The 17728-nt window shown below is 64.0% G+C and carries 16 protein-coding genes; 5 read left to right on the top strand and 11 right to left on the bottom strand.

Annotated elements, in window-relative coordinates:
* Nucleotides 1-3: 3 nt before the first annotated feature.
* Genes C7G61_RS00665 through C7G61_RS00690 form a run of 6 tightly spaced genes read right to left on the bottom strand, consistent with a single transcriptional unit; the run spans nucleotide 4 to nucleotide 4290 of the window.
* Nucleotides 4-552, bottom strand: a complete 549-nt coding sequence (locus C7G61_RS00665) for a hypothetical protein (protein ID WP_244608084.1) — start codon at nucleotides 550-552, stop codon at nucleotides 4-6.
* A 49-nt stretch (nucleotides 553-601) separates the two neighbouring features.
* A complete protein-coding gene (locus tag C7G61_RS00670) occupies nucleotides 602-1210 on the bottom strand; it encodes a hypothetical protein (RefSeq protein ID WP_108512155.1) in 609 nt (202 codons plus the stop codon).
* A gap of 9 nt (nucleotides 1211-1219) precedes the next feature.
* The gene (locus tag C7G61_RS00675; protein ID WP_108512156.1) at nucleotides 1220-2026 is read right to left on the bottom strand and encodes a molybdate ABC transporter substrate-binding protein; all 807 of its coding nucleotides are present in this window, start codon (nucleotides 2024-2026) and stop codon (nucleotides 1220-1222) included.
* Nucleotides 2026-2853 carry an ABC transporter substrate-binding protein gene (locus C7G61_RS00680; protein ID WP_190241648.1) on the bottom strand — a complete coding sequence of 276 codons (828 nt, stop codon included), beginning with the start codon at nucleotides 2851-2853 and terminating at the stop codon, nucleotides 2026-2028. The genes C7G61_RS00675 and C7G61_RS00680 overlap by 1 nt, the downstream gene beginning before the upstream one ends.
* Nucleotides 2854-2872: 19 nt before the next feature.
* Nucleotides 2873-3595 carry an energy-coupling factor ABC transporter ATP-binding protein gene (locus tag C7G61_RS00685; protein ID WP_108512768.1) on the bottom strand — a complete coding sequence of 241 codons (723 nt, stop codon included), beginning with the start codon at nucleotides 3593-3595 and terminating at the stop codon, nucleotides 2873-2875.
* Nucleotides 3596-3597: 2 nt separating this feature from the next.
* Complete coding sequence (locus C7G61_RS00690; protein ID WP_108512157.1) at nucleotides 3598-4290, bottom strand: ABC transporter permease; 693 nt, start codon at nucleotides 4288-4290, stop codon at nucleotides 3598-3600.
* An 89-nt stretch (nucleotides 4291-4379) separates the two neighbouring features.
* Between C7G61_RS00690 and C7G61_RS00695 the strand changes: the two genes are divergently transcribed.
* Nucleotides 4380-5267: a helix-turn-helix transcriptional regulator gene (locus C7G61_RS00695; RefSeq protein ID WP_108512158.1), complete on the top strand. Its 888-nt coding sequence runs from the start codon at nucleotides 4380-4382 to the stop codon at nucleotides 5265-5267.
* Nucleotides 5268-5422: 155 nt separating this feature from the next.
* A complete protein-coding gene (locus C7G61_RS00700) occupies nucleotides 5423-5818 on the top strand; it encodes a hypothetical protein (RefSeq protein ID WP_145963532.1) in 396 nt (131 codons plus the stop codon).
* A 160-nt stretch (nucleotides 5819-5978) separates the two neighbouring features.
* Here the strand turns inward: C7G61_RS00700 and C7G61_RS00705 are convergent, their stop codons facing one another.
* The 3 genes from C7G61_RS00705 to C7G61_RS00720 form a co-directional block, all read right to left on the bottom strand.
* Nucleotides 5979-7364 carry an FAD-binding oxidoreductase gene (locus C7G61_RS00705; RefSeq protein ID WP_108512160.1) on the bottom strand — a complete coding sequence of 462 codons (1386 nt, stop codon included), beginning with the start codon at nucleotides 7362-7364 and terminating at the stop codon, nucleotides 5979-5981.
* A 173-nt stretch (nucleotides 7365-7537) separates the two neighbouring features.
* Nucleotides 7538-10873 (bottom strand): adenylate/guanylate cyclase domain-containing protein, encoded by a 3336-nt coding sequence (locus C7G61_RS00710; RefSeq protein WP_108512161.1) that lies wholly within the window; start codon nucleotides 10871-10873, stop codon nucleotides 7538-7540.
* Nucleotides 10874-12084: 1211 nt separating this feature from the next.
* Nucleotides 12085-13350, bottom strand: a complete 1266-nt coding sequence (locus C7G61_RS00720) for a threonine ammonia-lyase (protein ID WP_108512769.1) — start codon at nucleotides 13348-13350, stop codon at nucleotides 12085-12087.
* Nucleotides 13351-13513: 163 nt separating this feature from the next.
* On the opposite strand from C7G61_RS00720, the gene C7G61_RS00725 reads away from it, so the two are divergent.
* Nucleotides 13514-14191: a response regulator gene (locus C7G61_RS00725; RefSeq protein WP_108512163.1), complete on the top strand. Its 678-nt coding sequence runs from the start codon at nucleotides 13514-13516 to the stop codon at nucleotides 14189-14191.
* Nucleotides 14188-16146: a sensor histidine kinase gene (locus tag C7G61_RS00730; protein WP_108512164.1), complete on the top strand. Its 1959-nt coding sequence runs from the start codon at nucleotides 14188-14190 to the stop codon at nucleotides 16144-16146. The genes C7G61_RS00725 and C7G61_RS00730 overlap by 4 nt, the downstream gene beginning before the upstream one ends.
* A gap of 9 nt (nucleotides 16147-16155) precedes the next feature.
* On the opposite strand, the gene C7G61_RS00735 is transcribed toward C7G61_RS00730, so the two are convergent.
* Nucleotides 16156-16446, bottom strand: coding sequence for a hypothetical protein (locus C7G61_RS00735; protein ID WP_108512165.1), 291 nt, complete (start codon nucleotides 16444-16446; stop codon nucleotides 16156-16158).
* A 243-nt stretch (nucleotides 16447-16689) separates the two neighbouring features.
* On the opposite strand from C7G61_RS00735, the gene C7G61_RS00740 reads away from it, so the two are divergent.
* On the top strand, nucleotides 16690-16932 hold the full coding sequence (locus tag C7G61_RS00740; RefSeq protein WP_190241608.1) for a cysteine rich repeat-containing protein: 243 nt from the start codon (nucleotides 16690-16692) through the stop codon (nucleotides 16930-16932).
* A gap of 36 nt (nucleotides 16933-16968) precedes the next feature.
* Here C7G61_RS00740 and C7G61_RS00745 read toward each other — a convergent pair whose 3' ends face one another.
* Nucleotides 16969-17643, bottom strand: a complete 675-nt coding sequence (locus C7G61_RS00745; RefSeq protein ID WP_108512167.1) for a hypothetical protein — start codon at nucleotides 17641-17643, stop codon at nucleotides 16969-16971.
* Between the last annotated feature and the right edge of the window lie 85 nt (nucleotides 17644-17728).

Genomic DNA, 17728 nt, shown 5'->3' on the forward strand with positions numbered 1-17728 from the left:
GCCTCACGACCACAGTTGCCTCGTGTCCAGCCAATGGGTCCGGCCACCCTTTTTTTGCACCTCCTGCATCAGGTGCTGGGTTCCGCCCGGGCCGTCGCTGCCGGCTCCGTTCCACAGGCAGAGAAAATCGACCTTTTCGGCACCGTATCCCGTGGCCACTTGCAGCATCCACAAATTGTTGCGTTCGTAGGGATTTTCGTCAGCCTTGAGCGGGCCAAGCTCTTCGGGCGCGATGTGCAATACGGCCTGTGATTTCGCTGCGAAATAGCGCGAACGCCAGTCCGCATCGGCAAAGTCGACGGATTTCGCAAGAAACTTGTCCTCCTCAAATGGAAGATAGATCGCAAGGGTCAATTGCCGGGCCAGCGCTGCCTCGGCGAACAGCAGATCCCCGCCACACGCGCCTCCGCAAATCGCCAGATCGCCGCGCTCCACGGCGATCTGATCGAGCAGATCTCCGATCGCTTTGGCGGCGATCGGCTCCTTGTCTGCCGGGAACCGGGGCTCCTCACGGGTCGGGTTATCGATCATGTGGCCGCTGAAAAGCAGCACCTTGCGCGGTTTGATCTCGCCCGAAGCTTGAGACGCCATCACTGAGCCCTCACCTTGCGCTAATGACCTGTTTAACAGAGAAGCCGATCCTCGACAGCGCAATAAGCGCGTTCACTGTGCTATGGCGTCGCAATTTGCTGGCGTCGTGGAACCTATTCCACCGCGCCGATCGTGATGGCGATCGCATCCGGCGCCACACCGCTGACCTGCAGCACGACCGGACTCGCATCGAGATCGAGCCGCACGCTCTTGCGCACGCCCGGGCAATCGCTGCGGCCGGTGCTGCGACGGAGCGGGCATAGCGGCCGTTCTGGATCACGTCGATCCAGGCGTCGTCGGAGAGCGTAATCTGGTAGATGCCGGGCTTGGCCAGCGCGGGCAATCGCACCATGCCGCCGTGCCACTGCTCCATTCGCGGCTTGCGCTCGGGCGGCATTTCGAACGAGGCTTTGGCCACCGGCTGCAGGCGAATGACCAGCGCGCCCGCCGGCAGCGCTGCCAGCGTCTCGCCGGCCGCAATCGTCGTCTTGCCGGCTGCGGCGAACGCCGCGCGTTCGCGCGCCAGCGACCATGCGAATTTTTCGCAGCCGTCGTCGGCGGCCTTGGCTGGGCCGAGCAAGGCGAGTAGCGCAATGGCGACAAGACCTGAGCGAAGCATCGAGAGCCCCTATTGCGGCAGAGCGGGCGCCGCAAAACCGTGTTTTGCCAGCGTGCGCTGACCTTCCGCCGAGAGAATGAACATTGCGAATTGATACGCCGGCGCCGAGGCGCCGTTCATCACGGTCAGGCCGTAATCGGCGCCGACCGCGAGCGCATCGGGCAATGCGACGATCTGCTGCGTGGGGTTTTCGCGCTGCGCGACGAGCGCGCTGGTGCAATAGGTCAGGAAGATATCGGCGGCGCGTTGCGTGACGAGCTCGCCATAGACCGAGCGGCCCTGCGGCGCGGGCGGGCTCGCGGGCCCGCCGGTGAGTTGCAGCGCTTTCTTCTCGAGCGTAGCTGAGGCGCCTGCCTTGAGCTTCTCGGCTTTGCGAAAAACCTCCCAGGCGTAATCACCCGACGGATCGGCCTTCGGCGTCGAGGTGCCGAGCTTCACTTGCGGGTCGAGCATACGGTCCAAGAGCGCGGCCGACGTAACCTCGAGGCCGGGCCGCGCCAGCGCGCACAGCCGGTTGCGCGCGAACAGCACCACGGGGCCGCTGCGCTTCTCCGCGGCCAGCGCCTGCGGGTGCTCCATATTGGCGGAGGCGAACACCTCTGCTTTGGCGCCAGTGGCGATCTCGTCTTTCAACAGACCGGATGCGCCGAACTTCGCCTGCACCTTGCCGAGGCCTGCGGCTTCGAAAGCTTTTGCCGTCTCAGTCAGCGCCGCGCGCAGGCTGCCGGCGGCGTGAAGCAAGATTGTTTCCTCTGCCATCGCGGGCGTCGTCATGATCGCGAGAGCCGCAAGGGCAACCGAAAGCCGCGACTGCATCACGCGCCGGAATCGCTGGCGTTGGGATAGAACAACTGCTCGCCGTTGATCTTGTAGTCGGCGATCGCCTTCTGGCCTTCCGACGACACCAGCCAGTCGATCAACTGCTGGCCAAGATCCTTCTTGACGCTCGGATGTTTTTCCGGGTTCACCAGCATGACGCCATACTGGTTGAACAGCCGCCTGTCGCCTTCGACCGCGATGGCGAGATCGCCGCGGTTCTTGAACGACAGCCAGGTACCGCGATCGGCGAGCACATAGGCGTTGGAGGCCGATGCGGTGTTGAGCGCCGCGCCCATGCCCTGCCCGATTTCCTTGTACCAGGGGCCCTTGTCCTTGGCGATGTCGACGCCGGCGACCTTCCAGAGGTTGAGCTCAGCCTGATGGGTGCCGGACTTGTCGCCGCGGGAAATGAAGTCGGCGCCCTTGGCCTTGATCGCCGTGAGCGCTGCAACGATGTCCTTCGAGCCCTTGATGCCGGCCGGATCGCCCTTCGGGCCGATCAGGGTGAAGTCGTTGTACATCACGGGGTAACGCTTGACGCCAAAGCCTTCGGCGAGGAACTTTTCTTCCGCAGGTTTGGCGTGGACGAACACGACGTCGGCATCGCCGCGGCGCGCGGTATCGAGCGCTTGTCCGGTGCCCTGCGCCACCACCTTCACGTCGATGCCGGTCTTGGCCTTGAACATCGGCAGGATGTGGCCGAACAGGCCGGAATCCTGCGTCGAGGTAGTCGAGGCCACCACGATCGATTTGTCCTGTGCGACGGCGTGGCCTACGAATACGAAGCTGGCGGTCACCGCCATGATCAAACGGCGCGTAAGCATGTTCACTTGTTTTCTCCCATCAAACTAGTAGTTCGCCCGCGAGGAACGTCCTGGCCTCGGCGGTTTGCGGCCAATCGAAGAACGACGCGGCGGCGCCGGTTTCCACGATGCGGCCGCGGTGAAGCATGACGATGTCGCCGGCGAGCCGGCGCGCTTCGCCGAGATCGTGGGTCGCCATCACGACCTTGATGTTTCGCTCGCTGACCGCGCGGATGATGTCTTCCACCGCCTTGGTGGCTACCGGATCGAGGCTCGCGGTCGGCTCGTCCAGAAACAGCACCGCGGGATCGCGTGCGAGCGCCCGCGCCAGCGCCAGCCGCTGCTGTTCGCCGCCGGATAGCCTGCGCGCGGCGCGGTCGGCCAGTTGGCCGAGACCGACCAGTTCGAGCAGCTCGCCGGTACGGCGCGCATGCTCCGCGCGCGGGATGCCGGCGGCGCGCAGCGCGAAGCGGATATTGGCGGCGGCGCTGCGCCGGAGCATCGCCGGGCGCTGAAACACGATCGCGCGCCTGAGCGGCGGGACATGTTCCAGGCCGCCCCAGGTGATGCGCCCGCGCGAAGGCGTGAGCAGCCCCATCGCCACGCGCAGCAGCGTGGATTTGCCCGAGCCGTTCGGGCCGATCAGCACCGTCGGCAGGCCCGAGAGCAAAGTGAGCGAGATATTGTCGAGTATCGTGACGGGACCTGCCGTCACCGTAACGCCATTGAATTCAATCGGCAGTTCGCTCGAAGGGGCGCGCATGGTCATCCCGCCAGTCGTTCGCCGGCGCGGCGGGCGGTCCACGCCAGCGCGTTGACGGCGATCACGATCGCGATCAGCACGAAGCCGAGGCCGACCGCGAGCGGCAAGTCGCCCTTCGACGTTTCCAGCGCAATCGCCGTCGTCATCGTACGAGTGAAGCCCTCGATATTGCCGCCGACGATGATGATGGCGCCGACCTCCGCCGCCGCACGGCCGAAGCCGGCCAGCAGCGCGGTGACGAGGCTGAAGCGCGCGTCCCAGATCAGCGTCATGACGCGGCCAACGGGGCCGAGATTCATCGCGGTGAGTTCGTCGCGGTATTCGATCCAGAGATCCTCGATGGTCTGGCGCGTCAGCGCGGCGATGATCGGGGTGACCAGCACGGTCTGCGCGATGATCATCGCGCCCGCCGTGAACAACAGACCGAACGAGCCGAGCGGCCCGGAGCGCGACAGCATCAGATAGACCGCAAGGCCGACAACGACCGGCGGCAACCCCATCAGGGCGTTGAGCAGGACGATGAGGCCCTGGCGCCCGGGGAATTTCGTCAGCGCAATCCAGGCGCCCAGGGGAATGCCGATCAGCGCGGCCAGCACCACCGCAGACAGGCTCACATGGAGCGACAGCCGCACGATGGCGAACAGCGCGGGATCGCCACTGAGCACGAGGTGAAGGGCTGTTACGTCGTTGGGCATGGAAAATTCCGTTCGGCAGACATCTTGCGCAGATAGGACCAATATGGTCAATTTTCGCAACATCTGCACTCATATGCATATAGGTGCCTATGCCGGAACTGCTCACCACTGACGAGGCGGCCGAGTATCTGCGGCTCTCGGAGCGCAAGCTCTACGAGCTGGTGGCGGAGCGCGCGGTGCCTTGCAGCAAGGTGACCGGACGCTGGCTGTTTCCCCGCGCAGCCCTGGACCGCTGGGTGTCCGCCGGCCTGATCGCGCCCGCGGTGCTGGCGCAGGTTGCAGCGCCGCCGATCATGGGCGGCAGTCATGATCCGCTGCTGGAATGGGCGCTGCGCGAAAGCAATTCCGGCCTCGCCAGCCTGCCCGAAGGCAGCGAGGAAGGCCTGCGACGGCTGACGCGGGCCGAGGTGATGGTCGCTGCCATCCATCTGCACCGGCTCGATGGCGATGACGAAACGGCTAATCTTGACGCGGTCACCGATGCGCCGGGATTGCACGATGCGGTGGTGCTGAGTTTTGCACGGCGTGAGCAAGGCATTCTCGTTGCGCCGGGCAATCCGCTGGGCTTGAGCGACATGGCCTCGATCGCCACGTCGCGCGCGCGCATGGCGCAACGTCCCGCCGGCGCCGGCGCGCAACTACTGCTGCTCGCGCTACTGGCTCGCGGCGGCATTGCGCTCGACGATTTGAAACTGGCAAAGCCTGCCTTTCCGACCGGCCCCGACATCGCCCAGGCGATCCGCGCCGGCCGCATCGATTGCGGGATCGCGACGCGATCGGTCGCGCGCACGGCCGGGCTCGATTTCCTCCCCCTCGCCTGGGAACGCTTCGACCTCGTGCTGCGGCAGCGCGACTATTTCATGAAGGGGCCGCAGGCGCTGTTCGACTTCATGCGCGAGGCGGGCTTCCGCGACCGTGCCACCGAACTCGGCGGCTACGACGTCAGCGACACAGGCGAGGTGCGGCTGGTGAATTAGGGGCGCAGCGTTCTCAGTGCCACATGATCGAAGTTTAACCGGGGTAAACCGGAAACTCGAGCCTGGCCATGGATCGCCACCGCCGCGCCACCAAATCGCCCAACGACTCAATGACGACTATTGCAGCGAGCCGGGGGGCACGAAGGGAGGAGCTGATGGATACCCCAACGTCTGCCGCACCCGACGAGAAAACGCCTCCGCCGGAGGAGGCGCTGGCGACACAACCCGGCAAAGAGAGATCGAATCCCGCTGGTCCATTGGAGATCACCACCGAGCGATTCAACGCGTCCGTCGCCCGGTTGACCTCAAATTCGATGGACGAACTTCACAAGCTGGCTTCTGAACTCCAGAAAATGCAGGAATTCCTGAAGTCCGAGGTCGAAAGCGTGCAGCGTCAAATCGACAGCGCGGTGGCCGGAATAAATATCATCGTCGAAACTATTGGTCCGTGGAAAAGCATGGCGGGCTCACAAACACCTCCATCAGGCACTCGCAACGCGCGCGCGGGGGGACCAGCGGCCAACATCGAGCAACGCATTCGCGGAGGATAGCAACGGAGAGGCGCCGCTCAGCGATACTTGCTGGCTGCGGTGGACTCCGGATGCATCGCGTAATGATGGTTTGGCAAGCCTGAGCGCTCCTTCGTTCCATGAAGCGAACGCTCCGTTAAGACTCCTTGGCGCGATTGAACCGCGCGGCAGACGTGATCCTCTACGCGTTGAGTGGCCTGATGTTCTGGTTGATGCTGAAGAAGTTTGTCGGGTCGTACTTGGCTTTCAATGCAACGAGGCGGTCGTAGTTGTCGCCATAGGTGGCCTTGAGCCTGTTGGCGTCCCCATCGTCCATCATGAAATTCACATAGCCGCCGTCAGCCGAGTAAGGGTGCACGGCCTCCCAATAGCCCCTGGTCCAGCGCGTGATTTCGCCTGCCTTTTGCGGATTGGGATCGATGCCGGCGATGACCATCGACCAGGTCGCGTCGCGCGTGTTCCAGGCGGTGTCGCTCTTGCCCACGCGACGGACAGCGCCGTCGATCGGATAAAGATGCATGAGCGAGAGCGTGCTCGGCAGTTTCTGTGCCTGGGCAATATGAGCATCAATTGCTTCGTCGGTCAGTTCTTTCACGAAATCGCCACGCCAGTACCATTGCAAGCCCTTCGGGAAAAACGGATCGAACATAGACTGGAGAGCCGGATAGGGCATTTCGCCCATCCAGTTGAAAAGCGGCGGGGGCAGTTCACCAAGCAACTTGGCCATGACCGCTTGGCCGTCTTCTGTTGGGCCAGTGTAGCATGCGATGATGGCACAGGCGCGCTTGCCCTGATGCTCTGCTGGGAACGGGTCCACCGGTGGAACAGTCTTCAGCCCTACAAAAACCCCGAGCTCCTCGGGAGCGCCAGGCAGGAAATCCCTGTACTTCTGCATGACGGTCCGGGCATTTTCGAGATCCCAGAAGACTGGACCGGCATAGACCAGGTTGACCGGATGAGCCTGGAACAGGAAGCTCGTGACGATGCCGAAATTGCCGCCGCCGCCGCGCAGCCCCCAGTAGAGGTCAGCGTTCTCAGACTTATTGGCGGTGACAATGCGACCGTCGGCCAGCACGACATCCGCCTCGAGAAGATTGTCGATGGTGAGGCCATGCTTGCGGGTCAGGTATCCGGTGCCGCCGCCGAGCGTGAGGCCGGCGATACCGGTCGTCGAGACGATGCCGGCCGGCACCGCGAGCCCGTATATGTGGGTGGCGTGGTCGACGTCGCCCTGCGTGCAGCCGGGACCGGCGCGGACAGTGCAGGCGGTGGGATCGACCCGCACGCCTTTCATCAGCGACATGTCGATCATCAGCCCGTCGTCGACACTACCAAGGCCCGGCCCGTTGTGCCCGCCTCCGCGGATCGCCACCTTGAGATCGTTCTGCCTTGCAAAATTGACCGCAGTGACAACGTCAGCGACGTCGGTGCATCGCGCAATCATCACGGGACACTTATCGATCATCCCGTTGTAGAGGCTCCGCACACCGTCATAATCGGCATCCGTTTGCCTGATGACCGGGCCGCGCATATTGCCGATAAAGGTTTCAGTGGCGATGGCTTGCATGATCTCCTCCTGTTTCCACGCAATGATCGGCCAGTTGGGCCTGAGGTTACTCCCACTGTTGGGCTCCCGGCGGTTGCTCAATAAACCGGGAGAGAGCCCGCGAACGTCATCGCAGAAATGGCGTTCCTTGATGCGGAGCGGATCTCCGCTAAAAAACTCCGTCCACTTTCACATCACGTTTCTTGCTGCCGAGGGGGGCTGGTGCCTTGACGCAGCAAGGGCCCAAGCGCCGGACCGATGCCGACGCGCTCGGCCTCGGCCAACAGTTCGCCAAGCTTGCAAGCCGTCTCCTGTCCGGGCCGGCACCGACCACGTGAACCAATGGCGCGTCCATATCGGACGAAGAAGCTGGCCCAGGGTAACGGTTCTGGCCGCGTATAGTCCTCAAGCGCCGCGCTGTAGTGCTCCGCCCCGTCCCAATCCTGAGAGTCCAGCGAGGCATCGATCGCGTACCGGAAGAACCACAAATGATTGTGGCTCACGGCGCCTTTGCGGAGAATCTCCTCGCCTTCCGTCAGCGCCGTTTGACGTTCGATCGGGTCCTCGGTCGTGACCGCAAGGTGGCCGAGGATCCACGGTCCCGCAAAGCTGACCCCGGTCTCCCGGCTGATCGCCAAGGCACGGTACAGCAGGTCCATCGCTTTCGTGCGGCTCGCCTCGGCGCGGGCGACCATGGCCAGATCATTGAGGCTGATCGCCTCAAATCTTTTGGCGCCGAGCTGCCGAGCGAGCATCAGCGCCCGCTCGGCAGGCATCCTCATACGTGCAAACTCCCCGTTCGTGCGAAACACGTTGCACGCCGCGTTGTGGGCGATAATTTCCGCCCGCTGATGCCCAACCCGCGCCGCTAACTCGACCGCCATTTGGGCGGTCGCGAGCGCGCCGGAGAAATCGTTGAGGTACACCTGAGTGTGGGCAACCATACTGAGATTAGCGACTTCGATACGTCCGGCGCCGGACGCGCGCGACAGCTCCGCGCACCGGCTGAAGTGCCGATGGGCGCTGGCCATACGGCCGCGTGCGTATTCCGCATCACCCAGGCCGCCAAGCGCACGCGCCTGCATCTCTGGTGAACGAGCTCTTTGGGCGCAGTCGAGCGCCCGCTCATGCTCCTGCAGGCACTCGATGAGCCTTCCGAGCGGGAAGCAGAGGTTGCCCCGCAGGTGATGGATCCGTGCGTGCTCCGCGGCAAGGTCGTCGGTAGCCGCCGCCGTCGCGGCCTTGTCCAGCATCGTAAAGGCCTCGTTGAAACGATCCGTCACACGCAGGCCGGCAGCGAGCCCAAGCCAGGCTCGACACCGCTCGATGTCAACATCGGCGACGGCGAGGGCTTGTTCAAAAGCAGCAATCGATTCCGAGATCGAACCGAGGTCATGCAGCATCTCACCCCGGAGCAGCGATAGTGCACTCACATCGGCCCGCTTCCTGGCCAGGACCAGCCCGCGTTCGACAAGACGCAGGGCCCGTTCGGTGCGGTACTCCGCTGCTTGCGCGCGTGCCGCTTCCAGGTAGGCCCGAGGGGCGTACTCGTCGTCGGCCCGGTCGAGGTGCTGTGCGCACAACGTCAGGTCACGACTCCTGAACCATTCTGCCGCCCGCCGGTGCAACTCGCGGCGGCGGCTCCTGAGCAGCGTGTCGTAGACGCCCTCCTGGATCAGCGCGTGGGCAAAGAGGAAGTGATCGCCCTGCGGGCGCACCAGGCGATGCCGCATCAAGTCAGCGCAATTCCACCCAGGTTGATCGAGCAGAGCTGCCAACGCTTCGGCAGTAAAACGCTGGCCGAGAATGGAGGCTGCTTGCAGCGCCCGCTTGTCGGGCATCGCGAGCCGATCCAGGCGCGCCTGTACCAAACTCCGAATCGATCCCGGGACGCCGCCATCGGCGCTCTCCTCGGCATGCCGCAACAGTTGCTCCAGAAACAGCGGATTGCCGGCGGCCCGTTCGATGCAGCGCAGGGCGAGTTCGCCGAGTGCGTCAAGATAGGCCCCGGCGAGCTGGTTTGCCTCGCGCGGCCGGAGCGAGCCGAGGTCGATCGTCAGGATCGGCTCACCGGCAATCGTTGGGCGCCAGAGCTCATGGACCGGGTCGCGCTCAATTCGCGAGGTCAGGACCAAAAGCGCGGGACACCCAAGGACTGTCTCGGCAAGGCTCGCCAGGTGATCGAGTGTGGGCTGGTCAGCCCAGTGCAGATCCTCAATCGCCAGCAGCCTAGGACGACGGCCGCTCGCGCGGGTGACGAGCTCGGCGACGGTGGCTCGCTTGCCCCGGTCACGGGCCGCGTTGTCCATCGCATCATAGAGCGTACGCAGCTCGGTTGATTGCGGCAGGTTCAGGAGGTCGTTCAGGTACACCCGCTGCTCGTCGGCAAGCATGCCATCGTCGCGGGCCTTCTCAGCCGCTGCGCCGATCTCTTCGCGGCTGCTTTCGTCCCTCAGACCGAGCAGGCTGCGGACCAGCGAGCGGATTGCGTCCTGACCGGAGCCCATTCCGAAGTCCAGCACCAGCGCGCTGTGACAGGCAAAGTTTTCCCCTTCAGCCTTCGCCTGGAACTGCTCGAGCAGGCGGGTTTTGCCGATGCCGGCCTCCCCGCGGATGTAGATGGCGCGGCCGCGTCTCGTGTCACGGCACTGGGCCAGCGCCGCTTCGAGCTGCCGCAGTTCGCGGGTCCGTCCAACAAAGGCTTGGCGGGCTGAGCGGGCCGGCTCACGAAAGGCGCGCAGTCGCCACGCCCTGACCGGCTTTGCGAGCCCTTTGATGGCAAGCTCACCGACCTCGGAGCAGTCGACCCGTTCGGCGAGCGCCCGGTAGACTGAATCCGAAATGAAGATCTCGCCCGTGGCCGCCTTATCCTTCAGGCGTGAGGCCAGGTTCACGGACTCGCCGGTGACAGTGTATTCAACGTGACGCGCGCTGCCGGTGCCGCTGGCCATAACCTCGCCACTGGCAATGCCGATGTGCACGCCAATAGGGCGGCCGAGATCGGCCGCGACCAGGGGCATGCGGCTTCCGATATCGAGGGCAGCCCGGACGCATCGCTCAGGGTCGTTGCCATATGCCACCGGGGCACCGAAGACCGCCATCACGCAATCACCGATGTGCTTGTCAACAGTCCCGCCGTGATCGACGACGCTTGCGTCGGCAAGATCGAAGAAGCTTCCAAGCAGGGCGTGGACTTCCTCAGCGTCGAGTTCGTCGGAGAGCTTCGTGTAGCCGGCGATGTCAGCGAACAGCACTGTCACCTGCCGCCTCTCAGCCTCCGGCAGCGGCGAAGCCCGCCCCGATATCGAGGCCGGAGCGCTCGGAGCAGGAGGAGGCGTCGACGTCGTCCCGTCACGCAACTCCGCGATCGCAGTAAGCAGTTTGCGGCGATGGCCGACCGAGGTGACGCCAATACCGATCAGATCGTCGGCGGTCAGGCGGGCAAGGACAGCGGCGTCAATGTCGTTCTCGCGGAACGCCTTCTCGTATTGCCCCAGCCCCAGACCGTGCAGCCAAGCCGCAACGTTCATGGGTGCCTCCTGGTCAGATTCTTCGGCAGAGCACCAGGACCCTCAGTCTACCTCAATTCACAACAGGCGCTGTGATCAAATTCACAACAGGCGCTGTGAAATGTCAGCGCACACGAGGGCGTGAAGGTGTAGCCGATGGTATCTGAAGGCGGTGTCGCTGCGCGCTGAAAGAACAGGCGCTATTCAGCACTTCGGGTGAATGTGTCTCGAGTGCAGACTGAGTCCTGCGCGTCTGGGTTAACATTTATCGAATATTTGTGACCGTCCTGACAGCCAATGCTCCAGTTATCGACCCCGGATTCAGTACCGCCTTGATACCTGGTCCGAACAACAACATCGCAAACCTGCTTTCTATTCTTCAGAACGACGGTCCAGAAAGCTAAATGCTGCCCCCGATTCAGTGCAAGTAGCCTCGTCGTCGTTTGGTTGGCGGCGTGGGACCTTTTGAAAGGCTCAGGAGCTAGGGCCCTGGATGACAGGCCGGTAGTTGAAGTCGTGGCATTCGCCTTTTTTAACTGCACATCAGCATCCAGAACAAACCAGGCCACTAGCGATATGACGACGAAGCTCGCGGCAGCCGCCAAAGAAAAAATAAATGACCGCTTCAACATGTCTCTTCTCCCGGTAATCGAGACATTGGCGGCCATCGCAGTCGCAAGGCCGCTTTAAATCTGAGAATTGAAGTACTTCGCGCACGATGCCGATAGCTGCAATCCGCGGCGTACCGGCCCCGAAACCTCGATGGTAGCTCGCCGAAGCTATCGCACCAGCGGCAAAGGATTCAGGCAGCGGCACCTGACGTGTCGCGAAAAGATGAAGGTAGGGCTGACTGGATACATTAGGAACCGTGTCAGCTCGGCTCAAGCCGTGCCTGTCATTGAGCGCAGCGAATAGCGTACGCCGAGATGCGTAACCTAGCATTCGATCACGCGACGGATCGACGGGCAAAACCTGATCTCGTTAAGGGCAAAGTCAATTCACGAATTCTAAACGCGCGGAGGTTTAACCCCGACTCATGGCTAACTAACGGAGGTGCGGCTCGTTGTTGGCGCCGCTCTCGATCCATCGGGTTATCAGTGATACAGCGCGCGCTCGTTCCCCAAGCAGGCGTCCACCGGTCACTTTGAATGCACGGGTCAGCGCCCGGGCATTTTTTCTTGACGCGGTTTTCTTTACGCGAACCGGTATCTGCTTCGCTCGAAATGCTGCGCCTACCGCCGCCCCGGCAACCATGCGGTATAGCCGGCCTCGCCGAGCCGCTTCATCACATCATCCAGATGCGCGCGGTCGCGTGTTTCGATCACGACTTCGAGCAGGGTGCCCTTGGCGGGCAGGTCGGAGAACGTGCGCTGATGCGAGACCTCGATGATGTTGGCGCCGGCTTCGGCCAATAGAGCCGAGACCGATGCCAGTTGCCCCGGCCTATCGACGATATCGATGGCAATCTGCGTCAGCCGCCCCTCGCGCGCGAGCTCTCGCGTCAGCACCGAGGCGATCAGCCGCGTATCGATGTTGCCGCCGGTGAGCACGAGGCCGACATTGCGTCCGGCAAACCGCGCCGGCGCGGCCAGCACCGCGGCGAGGCCCGCGGCGCCCGCGCCCTCGACCACCGTCTTTTCGATCGCGATCAGCATCGCCACCGCACGCTCGATCTGATCCTCGGTGACGAGAATGATGTCGTCGACGAGACGGCGGATGATTTCGGTGGTGATCCGGCCTGGGGTCTTGACGGCGATGCCTTCGGCAAGCGTGTCGCCGCGCATCGGCAGGCTCTCGCCCTTGATGGCGTTGTACATCGAGGGATAGAGCTCGGCCTGCACGCCTATGATCTGCAACTCCGGCTTCAGCGATTTGGCTGCGACCGCCATGCCGGAAATCAGTCCGCCGCCGCCGATCGGAACGACCAACGTATCGAGCTGCGGTACCGAAGCGAGCATTTCGAGCGCGATGGTGCCCTGCCCCGCAATGATCAAGGGATCGTCATAGGGATGGATCATGGTGAGGTTTTTTGCCTTGCCATGCCCGCGCGCGAACTCGGCAGCCTCCTCCAGCGTCTTGCCGGAGATGATGATCTCCGCGCCATGACGCCTGGTGTTCTCGATCTTCACCATCGGGGTGCCTATCGGCATCACGATCGCGGCGGGAATGCCAAGCCTGTGTGCGTGATAGGCCACGCCCTGCGCATGATTGCCGGCCGACATCGCGATCACGCCGCGCTGTCGTTCGTCCGGCGACAGCGCCAGCAGCCGATTGAGCGCGCCGCGCTCCTTGAAGGTCGAGGTGAACTGCAGGTTCTCGAATTTGAGCCAGAGGTTGCAGCCGCAGATCCCGCTCAGCGTCCGGCTCTGGTCGCATTCAGTGACCATGACGGAACCGCGAATCGCAGCCGCCGCTGATGTGACGTCGCCGGGCGTGACGGCAAGACCTGCTTCGGAAGCGTGCGGGTCTGGCGGAGCGTTTTTGGGAGCTTTCGGCATTTCGGTGGCCTCGTTGGGAGGCAACCGTATAAGCCTTTTCCGCCCGCCGTGCCTCCCCCGAATCTCGTAAAACTCCCGCCCCATGAACATGGGTGTCGCAAAAAGCCGCCGCGGCGTTACACTTGGCCAAGGGCCGCAGGGACAGGCGGCCGGAGTTTTTCAGATGAATTCATTGAACGATGAGCCGAAGGTGGAGGCCATCACGGTCGTGCTGGTCGAGGACGACGCGCCGACGCTTTGGCGGCTGCAGGACGCGCTGGCCAAGGCCGGGTATCAGGTCAGGGCCGCCGGCACGCTCACGGAAGCCCGCGCATGTCTCGCACAGGGTGCGCCAAGGGTGCTGCTGACCGATCTTCAATTGCCCGACGGCCACGGCGTCGACCTGATCCGCGAAACACGGCAGCGCTTTCCCGACACCGAGATCATGGTGATCTCGATCCTCGGCGATGAGGAAAGCGTGATCTCCGCGATCACCGTCGGCGCGACCGGCTATCTGCTCAAGGACGCCTTCCCGACCGACATCGCCGCCACCGTGCGCGACCTCGTCGCCGGGCATTCGCCGATCTCGGCCTCGATCGCGCGCTTCATCGTGCGGCGGACCCAGAACACGCCCGAGCCGCCGCCCGGCCCTGCGCTCAACACCGCAAAGCTGACGCCGCGCGAGATCGACATCCTCTGGGGCATCGCCAAGGGTTTCAGCTACGCCGAGATCGCCAGCCATCTCGGCCTGTCGCGCCAGACCGTGCCCGGGCATATCAAGAACATCTATCGCAAGCTCGAGGTTCATACCCGGGGCGAAGCGGTGTTCGAGGCGGTCCAGCAAGGCTTGATAAAGTTGTGAACGACCACGACGAGGACGCGACGGCGGAACAGCTGCCCGCCCGCGAACGGCGGCGGCTGCAGACGTCGCGCCTGATCCAGTATCTCCTGCTGCAGGCGGTGATCGCCGGCGCCTGCGTCCTGGCGCTGCTGCAGTCGCTTCCCGGACCTCCCGCCCAGTATCAGGTCACGGCGTTCAACCTGACCGAAGCACGTGTCGAGCGCGCGGTGACGCTGCCGTATTTCTCCTCGTTGCGGAATGCGATGAACGATCCGCCCCGCTTCAGCGGACAATTCGTCCGCTCGGCCGGCGAAGCGCGGGCCTGGTCGGTGTTCCTGCCGCGCTTCACCAACGGCGTCGAAGTCAGCGTCAACGACGTGGTGATCCTCGACAGCCGGCGCGATCCCGCCGCCAACCGCCCCGACCGCAACACGCCGGCGATTGCGGTGATCCCGGCGTCGGTGCTGCGCGACGGTGACAACGCGATTGCAATCCGGCTGTTCATCTGGGGCCCGATTACCGGCTTCCTCGATCGCATCTGGGTCGGCCCGGACGAATTGTTGCGCCCGACCTATGATCTGAGAACTTTGATCTTTGTCACCCTGCCGGTGGTGTTCTCGTCCTGGCAGGCGATCCTCGCGGTCATTCTCGGCATCATGTGGGTGATGCGGCGCCATGAGCCAGCCTATGGCGTTCTGGCCGCGGCAATGGCGGTGGGTGTCGGGCAGGCGTTCCTGCAAACGCCGATGGGCGAGACGCCGTTTTCGCGGCTCAACGTGATCCTGATTTCTTCAGCTCCGATTGAAAGCGGGCTGGTGCTGACATTTGCGCTGTTGTTCTCGGGCTGGAAATGGCAGCGCTACGGCTGGATCATTTTCATTCCCGGCGTGCTGCTGGCGCTAGCCGGACTGTTCGGAAATCAGGCGATGGTGCGCGCGCTGTTCCTGTATCTCGCCGTGCCGATGGTTGGCGTATCCCTTCTCATCATAGCTGTCGTAACCGCCCGCTCGATGCTGGAGCGGCGGAATGTCGCCAGCCTCCTGCTCGGCTGCGCGGTCACGATCATGCTGACCTGCTGGGTTGTCGACCTGCTCTCGGTATTTCAGATGATGCCCAATCGCATCTTCACCGCGCGGCTGTCCTATTCGGCGATGCTGGTGGCGATCGGCGCGGGCCTGACCTGGCGGTTCGCCCGGGCGCTGAACGAGGTCGACGGATTTGCCGGCCGCCTCGTTACCCAGGTGCGCGAGGCGGAAGAGAAACTGAAGGCCAGCTTCGCCCGCGAGGAGGAGCGCGCCCGCGTCGCGGCGCTGGCGCGGGAGCGCACGCGGCTGATGCGCGACCTGCATGACGGGCTCGGCGGCCAGCTCGTCAGCATCGTGGCCTTGAGCGAGCGCGGTAATGGCAGCGCGGGAATCGGCGATGCGGCGCGCGCGGCGCTGAAGGATCTGCGTCTCGTCATCGATTCGATGGACGACATCGGCGGCGATCTGATGCTGGCGCTGGGCTCGTGGCGCGAACGCGCCACGGCGCAGCTGCGTCCGCACGACATCGCGCTCGACTGGCGCGCGGTCACGGCGCAAGGCCTGCCGGTGCATCCCGAACTGCGGCCGTGGCATGTGATCCAGATCGTGCGGCTGCTGGATGAGGCCGTGACCAATGCGGTCAAGCATGCCAATGCGCGGCGTATCACGGTAAGAATCGAGACGCTCGCAGGCGCCGATGGCCTCGACCGCGGCTGCATCACCATCGAGGACGACGGCCAGGGTTTTGAGATCACATCGAATGGTGCGGCGGCAGGCGCGATAAAAGCGGCGCGCGGCTTGCGCAACATGCGAAGCCGCGCTGCGCGCTGTGGCGCGGAGCTGGAACTGAGCTCCTGCGCCCAAGAGACTGATCAAGGGAGCCATCAAGGCACGCGCGTGAGACTGACATTGCCTCACCGCTTTCCCGACAGCGACGGCGTTGCTGGTTAGCTTTTTACCTCAGCGACGGCCGACGCGATTGACCGGGCCACCGCGGTTCATGGGGGTGCCGGCACGAACGCCGACGCCGGGAGCACCGACGCCGACACGGGCGACGCCGACGACCGGTGTAGCGACCACCGCTGCCGCAACCGGCGTCGGCCGCACCACGCAACCCTTCGGCACGCCGACCGTCTTGCAGTAAACCACCGCGGCCTGGGCCGAACCCACACCGCCCGGCGCGAACGAAGCCACGGCCGAGAACGCCGCAAGCGTCAGACCAGCGCTCAGCCAACCTGTCTTCTTCAACATGTGTCATCTCCGAAAATTGGGCGTGCAGCTCTTTGCGATGTGCCGATCGGTCACCGCAGCCGACGCGAGATGTACATGGTCCATCGATGCGCGCGGCAACATCCCATGAAAATGGTGTGAGCGTGCGCGCGGAAGTTGCAGGCCGATTTCCGACGCCATGAACATGGCATGGACCAGGGGCGCAACCTCGACGAGCTTCCGCGCGCTTTCAACCCTCAGATTCCCGTCGAAAGGTGATTCATGATGAAATCAATCCACGTCCCTGCCACAGCAGTCGCCGCGCTGATCCTGTCGCTCGCCGCCGGCTCGCTGGCTCAAGCGCAATCCGGACCCACCCCGCAGGAGCAGATGGCCTGCCGCTCGGATGCCGGAAAATTCTGCGCCGAACATATCGGCAAGCCGCCGCAGATGAATGCATGCCTGAAGGCGAACAAGGCTCAGCTGTCGGATGGCTGCCGCAAGGTGGTGGAATCGCGCGGCGGGTAACGCCGCATCTGGAAAAGTCGTCACCGGGGAAAAGATTCAGTCATCCTGATCGAACAGCCGGATCCTCGGCATTTCGCCTCTCGCCGGCGCGGCGAACATCTCTCTCGGTTCGCCTTCTTCCCGGATCCTGATCCGCCGCGGCTCGGTCACTTCGCGTACGCTCCCTTCGACCGCCTCGAGCTCCTGCTCGCGCGGTTGCTGGAAGCGGCGCTTGTCGGCCCAGCGCTGGCGCCGCTCGGCGCGCCGCTTTTCGGCGTCCGCGCGTTTGATGTCGGCATCGCGGTTCCTGGCGAGGGCGTCGCGAGGCGCGGCGGTCTTTTCGTCGGCCTGTTCGGCAGGTTTTGCAGGTTGCGGCGGCGATTGGACGGGCTGCGCGGCCACTACGTTATCGGCCGCCTTCTCTTCGGCGCGCGCGTTATTGGCTGATGGCGCTGCGGCCTCTGTTTGCTGCTGCGGCTGTGGCGTTTGCTGCTGTGGCTGTTCCTGTGGCGGCGCGGAAGCGGTATTCGTCGTCGCCGCGACATGCGGCACCGGCTCCACTGGCGCCGTCGAAACGTGAATCGGCTCCGCCGACATCCTGCGTTCCAGCTTGGACACCGTCTGCAAGGGCGGGCTGGTAATGTTGGCAGCCAGATAGCCACCGCCGAGACCGGCGGCGACTGCCACGATCACGGTTCCCGCGCCGGCAAAGTAAGCCGTCGATATCCGCATGGTTCGGCTCCCTCAATCCACGCGGGCAACGCGTGGCATGGGCCGATGTTCCTGCACGGCAGCGTGAGGGAATCGGAACCGGCGG

It is taken from the genome of Bradyrhizobium algeriense (genome assembly GCF_003062295.1).
Classification (GTDB): domain Bacteria; phylum Pseudomonadota; class Alphaproteobacteria; order Rhizobiales; family Xanthobacteraceae; genus Bradyrhizobium; species Bradyrhizobium algeriense.